Source organism: Bradyrhizobium sp. (assembly GCF_050014615.1).
Taxonomy (GTDB): domain Bacteria; phylum Pseudomonadota; class Alphaproteobacteria; order Rhizobiales; family Xanthobacteraceae; genus Bradyrhizobium.
This window is the reverse complement of sequence record NZ_JBEKCZ010000055.1, coordinates 15,181-27,720: the sequence shown is the minus strand read 5'-3', so window position 1 is coordinate 27,720 and position 12,540 is coordinate 15,181. Positions and strand designations below refer to the sequence as shown.

13 protein-coding genes are annotated in these 12,540 nt (G+C 62.7%); 4 read left to right on the top strand and 9 right to left on the bottom strand.

The features are described from left to right. Both ABR948_RS11510 and ABR948_RS11505 read left to right on the top strand, forming a co-directional pair. Positions 1–756 (top strand): glutamine synthetase (locus ABR948_RS11510; RefSeq protein ID WP_428117343.1); only part of this gene is annotated, 756 nt, incomplete at its 5' end. 196 nt (positions 757–952) lie between these two features. Continuing rightward, positions 953–1,639: a substrate-binding domain-containing protein gene (locus ABR948_RS11505; RefSeq protein WP_428117341.1), complete on the top strand. Its 687-nt coding sequence runs from the start codon at positions 953–955 to the stop codon at positions 1,637–1,639. A 38-nt stretch (positions 1,640–1,677) separates the two neighbouring features. Here ABR948_RS11505 and upp read toward each other — a convergent pair whose 3' ends face one another. Together upp and ABR948_RS11495 are read right to left on the bottom strand one after the other, a co-directional pair. Beyond that, positions 1,678–2,316, bottom strand: a complete 639-nt coding sequence (gene upp, locus ABR948_RS11500; RefSeq protein ID WP_428117338.1) for a uracil phosphoribosyltransferase — start codon at positions 2,314–2,316, stop codon at positions 1,678–1,680. 45 nt (positions 2,317–2,361) lie between these two features. Beyond that, on the bottom strand, positions 2,362–2,748 hold the full coding sequence (locus tag ABR948_RS11495) for a winged helix-turn-helix transcriptional regulator (protein WP_428117336.1): 387 nt from the start codon (positions 2,746–2,748) through the stop codon (positions 2,362–2,364). A gap of 165 nt (positions 2,749–2,913) precedes the next feature. On the opposite strand from ABR948_RS11495, the gene ABR948_RS11490 reads away from it, so the two are divergent. Beyond that, entirely contained in the window at positions 2,914–3,522 is a 609-nt protein-coding gene (locus ABR948_RS11490; protein WP_428117333.1) for an NAD(P)-dependent oxidoreductase, read from the top strand. Positions 3,523–3,544: 22 nt separating this feature from the next. Here ABR948_RS11490 and ABR948_RS11485 read toward each other — a convergent pair whose 3' ends face one another. The 7 genes from ABR948_RS11485 to ABR948_RS11455 form a co-directional block, all read right to left on the bottom strand. After that, the gene (locus ABR948_RS11485; RefSeq protein WP_428117331.1) at positions 3,545–4,012 is read right to left on the bottom strand and encodes a hypothetical protein; all 468 of its coding nucleotides are present in this window, start codon (positions 4,010–4,012) and stop codon (positions 3,545–3,547) included. Further along, a complete protein-coding gene (locus ABR948_RS11480; protein WP_428117328.1) occupies positions 4,009–4,329 on the bottom strand; it encodes a hypothetical protein in 321 nt (106 codons plus the stop codon). Before ABR948_RS11480 ends, ABR948_RS11485 begins: the two co-directional genes overlap by 4 nt. 897 nt (positions 4,330–5,226) lie before the next feature. Then, positions 5,227–6,207 (bottom strand): ABC transporter substrate-binding protein, encoded by a 981-nt coding sequence (locus ABR948_RS11475; protein WP_428117326.1) that lies wholly within the window; start codon positions 6,205–6,207, stop codon positions 5,227–5,229. Positions 6,208–6,320: 113 nt separating this feature from the next. After that, positions 6,321–8,969: an EAL domain-containing protein gene (locus ABR948_RS11470; RefSeq protein WP_428117323.1), complete on the bottom strand. Its 2,649-nt coding sequence runs from the start codon at positions 8,967–8,969 to the stop codon at positions 6,321–6,323. A 427-nt stretch (positions 8,970–9,396) separates the two neighbouring features. Next, complete coding sequence (locus ABR948_RS11465; RefSeq protein WP_428117321.1) at positions 9,397–9,654, bottom strand: hypothetical protein; 258 nt, start codon at positions 9,652–9,654, stop codon at positions 9,397–9,399. Positions 9,655–9,740: 86 nt separating this feature from the next. Further along, positions 9,741–10,325 carry a DUF2846 domain-containing protein gene (locus ABR948_RS11460; RefSeq protein ID WP_428117319.1) on the bottom strand — a complete coding sequence of 195 codons (585 nt, stop codon included), beginning with the start codon at positions 10,323–10,325 and terminating at the stop codon, positions 9,741–9,743. 216 nt (positions 10,326–10,541) lie between these two features. Further along, the gene (locus tag ABR948_RS11455) at positions 10,542–11,441 is read right to left on the bottom strand and encodes a hypothetical protein (RefSeq protein ID WP_428117316.1); all 900 of its coding nucleotides are present in this window, start codon (positions 11,439–11,441) and stop codon (positions 10,542–10,544) included. Positions 11,442–11,714: 273 nt separating this feature from the next. On the opposite strand from ABR948_RS11455, the gene ABR948_RS11450 reads away from it, so the two are divergent. Further along, entirely contained in the window at positions 11,715–12,503 is a 789-nt protein-coding gene (locus ABR948_RS11450) for an SDR family oxidoreductase (protein ID WP_428117314.1), read from the top strand. The last annotated feature ends 37 nt before the right edge of the window (positions 12,504–12,540 follow it).

Sequence of the window (12,540 nt, the reverse complement as noted above, 5' to 3'; positions counted from 1 at the left end):
CGCGCCACCATTCTCGACGATCCGGGCGCCTGGTTCGGCTTCGAGCAGGAGTATTTCTTCTACAAGGACGGCCGTCCGCTCGGCTTCCCCACCTCCGGTTATCCCGCGCCGCAGGGCCCGTATTACACCGGCGTCGGCTACTCGAACGTCGGTGCGGTTGCCCGCGAGATCGTCGAGAAGCACCTTGATCTGTGCCTCGCCGCCGGCATCAATCATGAAGGCATCAACGCGGAAGTCGCGAAGGGCCAGTGGGAATTCCAGATCTTCGGCAAAGGCTCCAAGAAGGCCGCTGACGAAATGTGGATGGCCCGCTATTTGATGCAGCGGCTGACCGAGACCTACGGCATCGACATCGAATATCATTGCAAGCCGCTCGGCGACACCGACTGGAACGGCTCGGGCATGCACGCCAACTTCTCCACCACCTATCTGCGCGAAGTCGGCGGCAAGGAATATTTCGAGAAGCTGATGGAAGCCTTCAAGGAGCACCGCGCCGATCACATCGCGGTCTACGGTCCGGACAACCATCTGCGGCTCACCGGCAAGCACGAGACCGCGTCGATCGACAGCTTCAGCTGGGGTATTGCGGACCGCGGCGCTTCGATCCGCGTGCCCCACAGCTTCGCCAACAATGGTTACAAGGGCTATCTGGAAGATCGCCGTCCGAATTCGCAAGGCGACCCCTACCAGATCGCTTCGCAAATCCTGAAGACGGTCGCGTCGGTTCCAACCGCGGCCAAGGCGGCTGCGGCCTAACGCGCACGACACATAGCCCGGACCCCTGCGGGTGTTCGGGCCGTAAATTGATCCGCCAACGCGCGAGCTTTGGCGGATCATTGCGTTTAAGGCCCATCGCGCTTGTGTTAGAAGCCGTTGCAGTTGCGATCGAGCGTGGCCTCGGTCTGACGGCGGCGCGGATGGTGCCGGTAACGTCGCGTCGAAGGACTTGTAAATGCCGAATACGGTTCGACTGCTATCGACACTTGCCTTGATGGGGGCGGTCCGCAGCCTGGCGGGGCGATATGAAGCAGAAGGGGACGCGCGCATCGACGCTGACTTTGCCCCGACGCTGGGGCTCCTGGAACGCCTGCGCAATGGTGAAGCGGCCGATGTCGTCATTTTAACGCGCGAGGGGCTGAGCGGTCTCGAGGCCAACGGAAGCGTAGCGGCGGAGAGCCGCGTTGATCTCGCGCGTTCCTTTGTTGGTCTTGCGGTCAAGGCCGGCGCCGATCATCCGGATATTGCGACCGAGCAGGCGCTGCGCGCAACCTTGCTGGGCGCCCGTTCGGTGGCGTATTCGGGTCTCGGCGCCAGCGGCATTTTCTTCGCGCAACTGATCGAGCGGATGGGGATCGCAGCTGAAATCAACGCCCGCGCCCGGATCATTCCCCAGGGCTTTACTGCGGAACGGCTTTTGTCCGGCGAGGCCGACCTCGCAGTGCAGCAGATCAGCGAACTGAAACTGGTTGCAGGCATAGAAATCATCGGACCGATTCCGCTGCATTTGCAGAGCCCGGCGGTGTTTTCCGCCGGGCGTCTCAAGGCGTCGAAAAACCCGGATCAAGCCGACCGGCTGCTGAAATTTCTCGCTTCAGCGGAGGCCGCGCCGGCGCTGCGCGAGTCCGGGCTCGAGCCCTGATCGAGGACGGGCCGCAGCCGCGCGATAGCGCGAGCGGACTATTTGGTACCGAACATTCTGTCGCCGGCGTCGCCGAGACCCGGCAGGATGTAACCATGATCGTTCAGCCGCTCGTCGATCGCAGCGGTCCAGATCGGGACGTCCGGATGCTCGCGCTGGAATTGCGCGATGCCCTCGGGCGCCGCCAGCAGGCAGACAAAGCGGATATCGCGGGCGCCGCGCGTCTTCAGCAGTGAAGCGGCGGCACAAGCGGAATTGCCGGTGGCCAGCATCGGATCCATCAGGATCACGGTGCGGTCCGACAGATCATGCGGCGCCTTGAAGAAATATTCGACCGCCTGCAGCGTCTGGGGATCGCGGTAAAGACCGATATGCGCGACGCGGGCCGAGGGCACCAGCGCCAGCATGCCGTCGAGAAAGCCGACGCCGGCGCGCAGGATCGGCGCGAAGGTCAGCTTCTTGCCGGCGATCATCGGCGCCTTCATCGGCGTCAGCGGCGTCTCGATGTCGACCATCTCGAGCGGCAAGTCGGCGGTGACTTCATAGCACAATAGCGTGCCGATCTCGTTCAAGAGCTCGCGGAACCCCTTGATCGAGCGGTCACGCTCGCGCATCAGCGTGAGCTTGTGCTGCACGAGCGGGTGGCTGACGAGATTCACCTTATTCGCTGACGTCATGTACTCTCCTGGCGACTTTGACCCTGGCGACTCGATGACTTGGGCTCAGGCGGCCTTCCGCTGCAAGCCAGCATCGTAGTGCTTCTGGGCTTTTAGCACCTTGTCGATATGGGTTTCTGCCCATACCCGCAGACTATCCACCGTCACGGACAAGGTCCGGCCCAGAGGTGTGATCGAATATTCGACCGTGACCGGCACCGTCGGGATCGCCTTGCGGCTGACCAGGCCGTCGCGCTCCAGGCTCTTGAGGGTCTGCGACAGCATTTTCTGCGATATGCCCTCGATCAACCGGCGAAGCCCGTTGAAACGCACCGGTTCGTCCCGCAGCAAGCCCAGGATCAGGACGGCCCATTTATCGGCCACGCGGTCCAGCACCAGACGGGTCGGGCAGGTGGCCGCATAGGCATTCGGATTGGGGCAGGCGGTCTTCATCGGCAGTCTCCTTGGACGTTACGCGGTGGTTACCAGACGGGTACTCGGTAGTTTCCTGGGGGTGACCAGCTTACGCGAAGGTGCCTTCTTCACAGCTGTATTCCGATCGACTAGTTGGTATCTGATAGTTACCACATCAGCCCCCCAAAGTGAAATGGAGCCCCCATGAAAATCGCCTTGATCGGCGCCACCGGCAATGCCGGCTCGCGCATCCTCGCCGAACTGTCGCGCCGCGGCCATGCCGTGACTGCGATCGCCCGAAATCCGCAAAAAGTCGCCGCGCTGCCGGGCGTGGTGCCCGTGAAGGCCGATGCGGATGACGTCGCCGGCCTCACCACAGCGATCAAGGGCCACGACGTCGTGATCAGCTCGGTGCATTTCACCGCCAGCGACCCGCACAAATTGATCGCGGCGGTGCGGGAAGCCAGGGTTCCCCGCTATCTCGTGGTCGGCGGCGCCGGCAGCCTCGAAGTCGCGCCCGGGGTGAAGCTGATCGATACCCCGGAATTTCCGGCGATCTACAAGGCCGAGGCCTCGGCCGGAAGTGTTTTCCTCGATCTGCTGCGCCAGCAATCCGATCTCGACTGGACTTATCTGTCGCCCTCCGCGGTGTTCGCCCCCGGTGAGCGTACCGGGAAATTCCGCCTCGGCCGCGATCAATTGCTGACCAATGACAAAGGCAGCCACATATCGTTCGAGGATTATGCGATCGCGCTCGCGGACGAGATCGAAAAGCCCGCTTATTCGCGTCAGCGCTTCACGGTCGGCTATTGATCCAGGCACGGTTCGGGTCGCCTCATTTCATGGTGTAGGCGACCCAGTTGCGCGCATCGCGGTAGGTGGTCTCCAGATAATCCGGATGATCCTGTGCCGCCCGTGCCACCGCGCGGATGCACATTTCCCAAAAATCCTCCGCACGGCCATGTGAAAAATGTTTGAAGCAATCGTCGTCGAACTTCACCGCCGCGACGATGGCCTGCTTCAACTCGGCGTCCGCGGCATGTGGATGCGCGCGTTTCAGCCGGTCGAAGGTCGGGCCGTCCTGGGCGAAGTCGTGCTCGTGCTTGATCTGCGCCCTGATTTCGCGCATCGATTTCTCGCGCGCTTCAGGCGTGCTCTGATCCCGCCTTGGCCACACCCGGCCCTCCAGCCGCTCGAAGTTGATCTTCTGGCGCCAGATCGCGTAGGCCGCATCGCGCAGGGGCAGGGTGGCGGCGGCGGCAAGGAGATCGTCAATGGTCATGGCGAGGACAAGCGACCTCATCGCGGCGGCAGCGAATAGACGAGATGGCCGGTCCACCAGCCGGCGTCGCCATTGAGGCGCAACGCAAATAGACCGATGCCCGCGACGAGGGCGATCCAGAACAGCGGTTTCGGAATGGAAGACTTCAGCCCGATCAGGCCAAGCAGCCCGAGGAAATCGAGCGCCATGGTCAGCATCTGGTCCGAGCGCATCGGATATTCATGCGCCGGCGTCAACACGTTCCAGAGAAAATGGCCGATCAGCAGGCAGGGAAGCAGCAACGAGACCACCGCATTGTGGCTGGTAGTCCCGGATGTTGGCGTGGGCTGACGAACCATCATTTGCTCCGTTGTCGGTTTGTGCTGTCAAGCAGTCGCGCCCGGACGGCGCCAAGTTCAAACCGGGTTGCGGATTTTCGGCAGCGTTGCGGGTCTGTAGGATGGGCAAAGGCGCGCTTGCGCGTGCCCACCATCATATCCGATGCGGTTCAGGCGGTGGGCACGCTGCGCTTTGCCCACCCTACGGAACTGTCGTCCCGGCCTTGAGCCGGGATCCATACGCCGTGACGCCTGTTTTGAAAGATGCTGTTCGACGGCTTTCGCGCAACAACAGCGGCCTGTGGTTATGGGTCCCGGCGTTCGCCGGGACGACGAAAAACTCAAGACACACCTCCGCCGCCTCGCGGCGCGATGCGTCCGAGTTGTGCCTGAATTGTCCGCCCAAAATAAAGGGCGTGGGGAATGCCGGGTGCCCGATGCACCCGCAGCCCCCTGTGCAACAAAAAAGCACAGGGGTAGAAGCCACGGATACACCGGTTCACCCGGCATTCCCGCACGCAATGGTTTTAACGGTTTCCTTCGCGCTCTCCCTGGTGACCGGGCTTGTTTGCCACCATCGCTTTGCGGATAAACTCCGGAAAACTTGACGCCAGCGTCGGGGCGTCAGGACCACACGACTTCGCCGTCCGCCAGCACGCGCCCTCGTCAGAAGCGCCGCCTGCGTCCATCGCATCCCGAGCCCTACGTCCGTGACGATCGCGAAACGCCCCTTTGTGTGGGCCGGGATGGCGGAGATTTAAAAGTGATTTGGGTCGCGCGCGAACAGAAATATTTTTGCGAGCGGGACTCGACAGACAAAGCAAATCAGTCAGTGTCTGTGCTGCTCCGACGGCGACCAATGCTGTAGCACAGTGAAATGACACGGAGTTGCATAAACGGACTCAGGTGTGCGTCTTGCTATTCGATCACCTCATCGGCGAGCGCCAGCAGAGTGGAAGGCACGGCAATGCCGAGCGTTTTGGCGGTCCTTAGATTTATCACAAGCTCGTACTTGGTCGGCTGCAGGATCGGCAGATCGCTGGGCTTGGCGCCCTTGAGAAGTTTCCCGACGTAAACGCCCGCCTGACGATAGCCATCGGCAAAATTGGTTCCGTAACTGAACAAACCGCCAATATCTGTGTATTCGCGCTGATTGTAGATCACAGGCAGGTTAAAACGTGCAGCCAATGCCACAAAATGGTCGCGCCGGCCGTTGAAGAACGGGTCTTGCGCAACCAGAAGCGCGCTAACGGCCTGTTGCGTGACGGTCGCAAAGGCCGTGTCGATCTCGGCCTCGGTACTGGCGCGCGCGACAATAATCTGCCGCTTGATCACGTCAGCTGCTTCCTGCAGCTCGCGTAATTCGAGATCCACATCCGGATATTTCGGATTCACAAGTACCGCTATGGTGGAGGCACCGGGAATCATTTCGTGCAGCAGTTCCAGCCGTTTGGCTTCCAGTGCCGAGCCAAGCAAGCTCACACCCGTGATATTGCCTCCCGGTCGATTGAAGCTGGTAACCACTCCCGCCCTGACCGGATCGGCGGCGCTGACGAAAACGATCGGGATCAGCGTGGTCGCCGCTTTGGCCACTTTCGCGGGATCGCTTCCGCCGATGGCTACGATCACGGCAACCTTACGATCGATCAGTTCAGCAGCGAGGTCCGTCAGCCGCTCGTATTTTCCTTCGGCCGAACGAAATTCGATCACAACGTTCTGGCCGTCGATGTAGCCCGTTTCGCTCAAGCCTTGGCGAAACGCAGGTGCAAAATGCGCAACATAGGCTGAGGAAAGGCTGGCAAGAAAACCAATTACCGGCATAGCCGGCTGCTCGGCACGCGCAGTCATTGGCCATACCGCGGCCGCGCCGACAATAGTGATGAAATCGCGCCGCTTCATCGCCTTCGCCTCAGGATTGAAGAGGCATTGTAGCAGTTCGAACCAGTTCTGGAAGGGACCGCCGGACGGAGCTCGGGCACTTTGCCGCGATGGCTTCCGCAAGATGGCTAACGCTAGCCCAGCCGCGCGTTGGTGGCGACGCGAGGCAAAGACTCGCCCGGAGGTTCGGACAGGGATCGGCCGATTCGCCTGAGCATGTCGCTCGCCCGGCCGGCGCTGTAGTCGAGCAGCCAGCGCCCGAAGGCGGGAGGTGACAGCGCGGGGGCGTAGAGAAATCCTTGAATGACGTCGCATCCAAGATCCGCCAGCAATTTTCTTTGCCCTTCGGTTTCCACGCCTTCGGCGACGACGGTGAGCTGCAAGCTCTGGCCGACACGGACCACGGTGGTGACGATCGCCCGCGCGCTGGGGTTGCTCTCGACATCGCGCATGAAACTGCGATCGATCTTCAGCTCGCGGATGGGCAGGTGCGCGAGGCGGCTGAGGCTCGAATAACCGGTTCCGAAATCGTCCAGCGACAGCCCGACTCCGAGCTTGCGAATGCTGTTCATGGTCTCGATCGCGACCGAGCGCTCGTTCATGATCACGCCTTCGGTAATCTCGAGCATGAGCACTTCCGGCGGCAGATCATGGTCTGCGAGGATCTCGCTGACCGCTGCCGCCAGGTTCACGTTCTGGAAATTGATCGGAGACAGATTGACCGACACGCAGGGGATGTCCAGTCCGGCAGCACGCCACGCCGCCATTTGCCGACAGGCCTCACGTATGGACCACAGACCGATCTGTTCGATCAGTCCGCACTCTTCGGCCAGCGGGATGAACTTCGATGGCGAAACCTCGCCAAGCTTCGGGTCATGCCAGCGCGCCAGCGCCTCGACACCATGAATGGCGCCGTCGATGGTCCGGATCTGCGGTTGATAATGCAATTGCAGGGCATCATTTGCGATCGCAGCGCGCAGCGCCGCGCTGTAGGCCAGCCGTTGCTCGGCCAGCCGGTTCATGTCGGCGTTGAAGAAGCGATAGGTCGAACGGCCTGCCTCCTTGGCCTTGTACATGGCCGCATCGGCCTGCTGGATCAGCATATCAATGTCGGTCGCATTGTCCGGATAGAGGCTGATGCCCATGCTGGCGGACATCGGGACCAGTTTGGTTTCGATCTGGAGCGGCGTGGCCAGGGCATCGGTAATCCGCGAAGCGACCAGCGAGGCTTCGGCGGCGTTGCGGTTCGGCAGCACGATCACGAATTCGTCGCCACCCAGACGCCCCAGCATGTCGCCCGGCTGAATTTGCGCGCGCAGGCGCTGGGCAAGCTGGACCAGCAATTCGTCGCCAACCGAGTGTCCGAACGTATCGTTGACGTCCTTGAAATTATCGACGTCGAGAAACGCCAGCGCAACGTGGTTTCCTTCGGGACAGGCCTGGATCGCTTCGGAGATCAAATGCCGCAACCGCGCGCGGTTCGGCAGGCCGGTCAGCATATCATAATACGCAAGCCGCGCGATCTGGGCCCGTGCTTCCTCGCGCTCGATCGCGATGGCTCCGAGATGCACGCAGGCGTCGACAATGCGTTGATGCCAGCGGCTCGGCGGGCGGGATTCCCTGAAATAGAAGGCGAAGGTTCCGATCACGCGGCCATCCTTGGCCTTGATCGGCGTCGACCAGCAGGCGCGCAGACCAACCTCGAGCGGTCGGGTCTTGAAGGGCTGCCAGCGCGGATCGGTGTCGATATCGATCGCCAGCACCGGCTCGCCGTAAAAGGCCGCCGACCCGCAGGAGCCGATATCGGGACCAATGGCGACGCCATCCAGCGCCCTGGAATAGTCTTCGGGCAGGCTGGGGCCGCCCAGCGGATGAACCAATCCGCCGGCGTCAATGTGGAGCAGAGAGGAAACCACATCAGGCGCGATCTGCTCGACCCGCCGGCAAAGCCGGTCGGCGATCTCCGCAATCGGGATTTCGTCGGCCAGCGCGCCCATGATCAACTGCTGCAGCGACCGCAACTGCTTGGTCTCGGTGATATCGCTCAGCAACGCGAACATGTATTTGAGCCGCCCGCGCCGGTTGCGGAACGCCTTGGCGTTGATCGAGATCCAGATTTCGTTGCCGTTTTTGTCATAGGCGAGGATTTCCTCCTCGCCGCCGCTTTCCTTGCCGATCCCGCGTCGCAACCTTGCCAGTGTCTTGCGGTCGGTATGCCGGCCGACAAGCAGTTCGTTCGCGGGCTGTCCCTTTGCTTCCTTGAACGAGTACCCGAACATTCCTGCAAACGCGGCGTTGGTGTAGACGATCCTTAGATTTTGATCGGTGACGACAGCCGCGCGATTGGTTTCGTCGGCGACCGATGTCAGCAAGGCCAACCGTTCGCGTTGGTCGACCTCGCTGGTGATGTCCCGAACGAATGCGATATAGCGGCTTGGACCGCCGACCTCGGCACGTGAAACTGAGAGCGCGGCAAGGATCCGGCTGCCGTCTTCGCGATGGATTGCGATCTCGGAGCGGGATTCCGGGATGGCGTCGCCGCCGTTCACCTGAACCGGGGCGGTCGCCGCAACCAGATGCTGTTGCAGATCCCCGAGGCCCAGACGGCTTACATGGCAACCGAGCAATTCTGCGCGATCCAGCCCCCAGATCAGCGAGGCGGCGGCGTTGACGTGGCTCACATGGAGATCGCCATCGACGATCACCACGGCGTCGGTCGCCCGCTCAAGCGCTGCGAGCAGGAGGTCTGGGGTTTCGACCACAGGGCAATCGTGCGCGCGCATCGTCTATCCTGATGCCGGTTTGGAAGCCATCGAAGCCTGACCCCGATGGCGAGGCACCATGTTGGCGCAAAGCATACCGGTCCAAGTGTATTCAAAAGGTTGTCCGATCCGGCTCCGCCCGGCGGAACGAAATCATCCTTAAAAATTCGCTACTATTGCCGGAAGTCAGCGCGAAAGCGCTAACACCGGCGGTTATGGATCCCGGCGTTCGCCGGGATGACGGAGAGTGTGATGCGTGGTGTTGCTCCACAAAAAGCCGTCATACCCCGCGCATGCGGGGTATCCAGTCCGCTGCGGCTTCGATTCCATCGCTCACGGCTCTGGAATACTGGATCGCCCGCTTTCGCGGGCGATGACGGTGTGGCGCGTTTTGCGCCTGCCTCAAATTCAAATTCCGAACAGCCAAGAAACGAGGCGTCAGGTTTTCTCAACGCGCGTCGTCCTCGGCCTTTCGGCTGGCGGATTCGTGCTGTGCGCGCGCTTGCGAAGTGGTGCCGAGTTCCTGGCATGGCAGCGGGGTCCAGGATCCGTCGGGGCCCTGCTGGTAGGCGTGGCATGATGACGAAGCCGGCGCAGCCGATGGGTCGTCGATCTTCTGGGTATTGGAATTCCTGGCCAGCGCGGGCGCCGTCAGCACGGCGAGGGCGGCGATCGAACCCGTAAAGATCAATTGTGCGATCCGCATGGGAGGTTCTCCTTCTCGAAACGAATTTCATTTCGAAAAAGATTGTGACGATTTTTTGCCGCCGCGGTTTGCGCGCGGCTATTTGCTTAACATTTGGAAAATGTCGTTGGCGGCGGCACCGGTGAGGTCACGTCGCAAGGCGCTTCCCAGACGCGATCCGCTTCCTTGGCCTTCAACCTGGTGATCATCCCGGCGCCGGCGATGGGGTCCAGCGTATAGAACATGAAGGGCGAGCTCGCGCCGAAACGGCCGGGGGTCGGATGTCCCTTCATTCCCATCGCGGTCAGCCTGGCCTGATCGATGTTCGCTTCAGCCGTCGGCCCGATTTCGAAATAATAGGACGTCATGGATTCGATTTGGACGTCGGCATCGAAACCGACATTATCGCCAGAACGCTGGACGGTGATCTTGTGGGGTCCCTCCGGACGATCGGCGACAATGTAGACGCTGGTGCCCGGGGCGAGCGAACCGATGGGTTTGCCGTCGATCTTGATATCGGCGGCCGAGAACCCGCCGATGTCCGTCGGCGATCGAGCCTGTCGAAAGAAATAGAGCCGGGCCAGACTGGCGTCGAGCATCTGGTCCTGGGGTTCGAGGGCGGTGGTCTGGGCACACGCGCCCAGCAACAGGAGCAGACCGCACGCCACAACCGCTTGATAAAAACGCCGCATCTGCCCCTCGGCAAGCATCCATGAACGCCACAGCCGCAGCGGATGCGCGTCCTTCTACAGGGAAGGGGCAGGGGGTGCAATTAGGGTGACGGCAGCGCCGGGGCCCATCTCGCGGAGCCTGCCGTCGGCCGCGTCGGCGCTACTCATTGGCGCCTGCGGGCTCATGCCGAGCGAGTGCTTCAAAGCTGCGATACAAGACCGGCGTTGTCGCCGATATCAGTGCAGCGGCAGCGGCGGCCGCACCACCGGCTCGCCATCCGGCTGGAAGCTGGTTTGCGGTTGCTGCAGCGGTTGCGATAGCGCCGGCGGCGGCGGTGCGAGAGGTGCTGCGGAGGGCGGTGGCGGCAGCGTCGAAGCAGCCGTGGCCGGGAATACCGGCTTCGGCTTTCGTACCGGTGCCACCACCGGCCGCGGCGGCAGCGCTGCCGCGATCCGGGGTCGCAGGTTCGGATCGGACGTTTTGGCAAGGTCGCGGGACATCTGGGCCTGGCCGGCCTTGAGCTGCTCGATATTGGCTTTGAGCTGCTCGATCTGTTGACCCATCGTGGCGAGATCGCGCGCCATCGACTGTACCGTCGGCGTCGATTCCGCCGAGGAGGCGGCCGGCGCCGGCGCGGCGGCTTCCGAAGGCTGAGCCGGTTGCGCAGGTGCTTGATCAGCCGCGGCGGCCTGCGTGGGCGATGCGTCCGGTTGCTCGGCTGGGGAAGGCGTTGCTGTCGACGACAAAGCCGGAAGGAACGGTGGCAGCCAGTTCGCGATCATCTGTTTGGCGGCGTCGCCGTGGTGCGCCCAGGTCGTGGCAACGACAGCGCTGCAGAGCGCGAACAGGAAGGCGATGAAGGTATTCTTCGCCAGCCTGCCGATCGCCGATCGCTCGCCCGGGGCCTTGGTGGCGCCGACGGCAGCGGCGGCGCGAAACGTCGTATCGACCGTTGGGCTCGGCGTACCGGCAGAAACCTCGGATGTTGTGTTGGCGCGCTGATGCGCCAGACGGGTCAGCGCGTCCTGCACCGGGTCGGGCGAGGCGTGATCCGCGCGGGCGGCCAGAACGACATCGGGCTCGATCACGAAAATGTCGTGCGGATCGGTTTGCTGCGGCGTCAGTGTGGATTGCATTGGCACTCCTTCACATCGTCCCAATGTTACCCGGTCCCAACGTTACCGGTCCAATGTCACCCGCATCCGGGCGGTCGGCGGATCCAGGCGATGTCGATCCTCTGCCCACACTCCACACGCCAGTCAGATTTGACCAAAGCAAGGCGATGGGATGGAGAGGTTGGGGCCACGCCTGGCATTTGGGGGGAACTGGAACCGGGAGTTCCGATGGGTTATTGGGAAGGCTTGTGAGAATGCCCATGCCGATCAGCGGCCCACAGCTGGAGCGAGATGATGGCGACGCGACCGCTCCGATCGGCACTGGTGACCGGCTCCAGCGGCGGGCTCGGTCTCGCCGTCGCGGAAAGTCTGGCCGCGGCCGGTTTCAATATCGTCCTGCATGGGCTCGAGGAGGCCGCTGCGATGGCGCCGACGACGGCGGCGCTGACGGCGCGCCACGGCATCGGCGCCGTCTATTGTCAGGCCGATTTGGCCGATCTCGGCGCGGTGGACCGGCTGATGCAATCGGCGTCCGATGCGTTTGGTGGGCTCGATGTCGTCGTCAACAACGCAGTGGTGCGGCACTTCGCGCCGGTGGAGGAGATGTCGATCGCCGACTGGCAGCGCTCGCTGGCGGTCAATCTGACGGCGCCACTGCGGATCATCCAGCTCGCTCTGCCCGGGATGCGGGCGCGCGACTTCGGCCGCATCGTCAATCTGTCCTCGCAATATGGCCAGCGCGGCGCGCGCAACCGGGTGGATTACGCCACCACGAAGACCGGCGTCCTCGGACTGACGCGCACGGTCGCGCTGGAAACCGCAGGCACCGGCGTCACCTGCAATGCCGTCAGCCCGGGCACGTTGCCGACACCGGCGATCTACACCCGGATCGATGCGCTGGCCCAGGCGCGGGGGCTGTCACGCCAGGACGCGGTGCGCGAATACATGAAGGAACGCCAGCCCAGCGGCCGCTTCGTCGAACTTGCCGATGTCGGCGCCACCATCGTCTTTCTGTGCGGTCCGGCGGCGCGCGACATCACCGGCGCGGTGATCCCGATCGACGGCGGCTGGTCGGCGGGTTAGCTGGCGCAAGCACGCCGCGTGTCAGCGGAAGCCCCTG

Excerpts from the sequence above, each read along its gene's own strand:
- ABR948_RS11505 (WP_428117341.1), top strand. The coding sequence starts at position 953 with ATGCCGAATACGGTTCGACTGCTATCGACACTTGCCTTGATGGGGGCG.
- upp (WP_428117338.1), bottom strand. The coding sequence starts at position 2,316 with ATGACGTCAGCGAATAAGGTGAATCTCGTCAGCCACCCGCTCGTGCAG.
- ABR948_RS11495 (WP_428117336.1), bottom strand. The coding sequence starts at position 2,748 with ATGAAGACCGCCTGCCCCAATCCGAATGCCTATGCGGCCACCTGCCCG.
- ABR948_RS11490 (WP_428117333.1), top strand. The coding sequence starts at position 2,914 with ATGAAAATCGCCTTGATCGGCGCCACCGGCAATGCCGGCTCGCGCATC.
- ABR948_RS11485 (WP_428117331.1), bottom strand. The coding sequence starts at position 4,012 with ATGAGGTCGCTTGTCCTCGCCATGACCATTGACGATCTCCTTGCCGCC.
- ABR948_RS11480 (WP_428117328.1), bottom strand. The coding sequence starts at position 4,329 with ATGGTTCGTCAGCCCACGCCAACATCCGGGACTACCAGCCACAATGCG.
- ABR948_RS11475 (WP_428117326.1), bottom strand. The coding sequence starts at position 6,207 with ATGAAGCGGCGCGATTTCATCACTATTGTCGGCGCGGCCGCGGTATGG.
- ABR948_RS11470 (WP_428117323.1), bottom strand. The coding sequence starts at position 8,969 with ATGCGCGCGCACGATTGCCCTGTGGTCGAAACCCCAGACCTCCTGCTC.
- ABR948_RS11465 (WP_428117321.1), bottom strand. The coding sequence starts at position 9,654 with ATGCGGATCGCACAATTGATCTTTACGGGTTCGATCGCCGCCCTCGCC.
- ABR948_RS11460 (WP_428117319.1), bottom strand. The coding sequence starts at position 10,325 with ATGCGGCGTTTTTATCAAGCGGTTGTGGCGTGCGGTCTGCTCCTGTTG.
- ABR948_RS11455 (WP_428117316.1), bottom strand. The coding sequence starts at position 11,441 with ATGCAATCCACACTGACGCCGCAGCAAACCGATCCGCACGACATTTTC.
- ABR948_RS11450 (WP_428117314.1), top strand. The coding sequence starts at position 11,715 with ATGGCGACGCGACCGCTCCGATCGGCACTGGTGACCGGCTCCAGCGGC.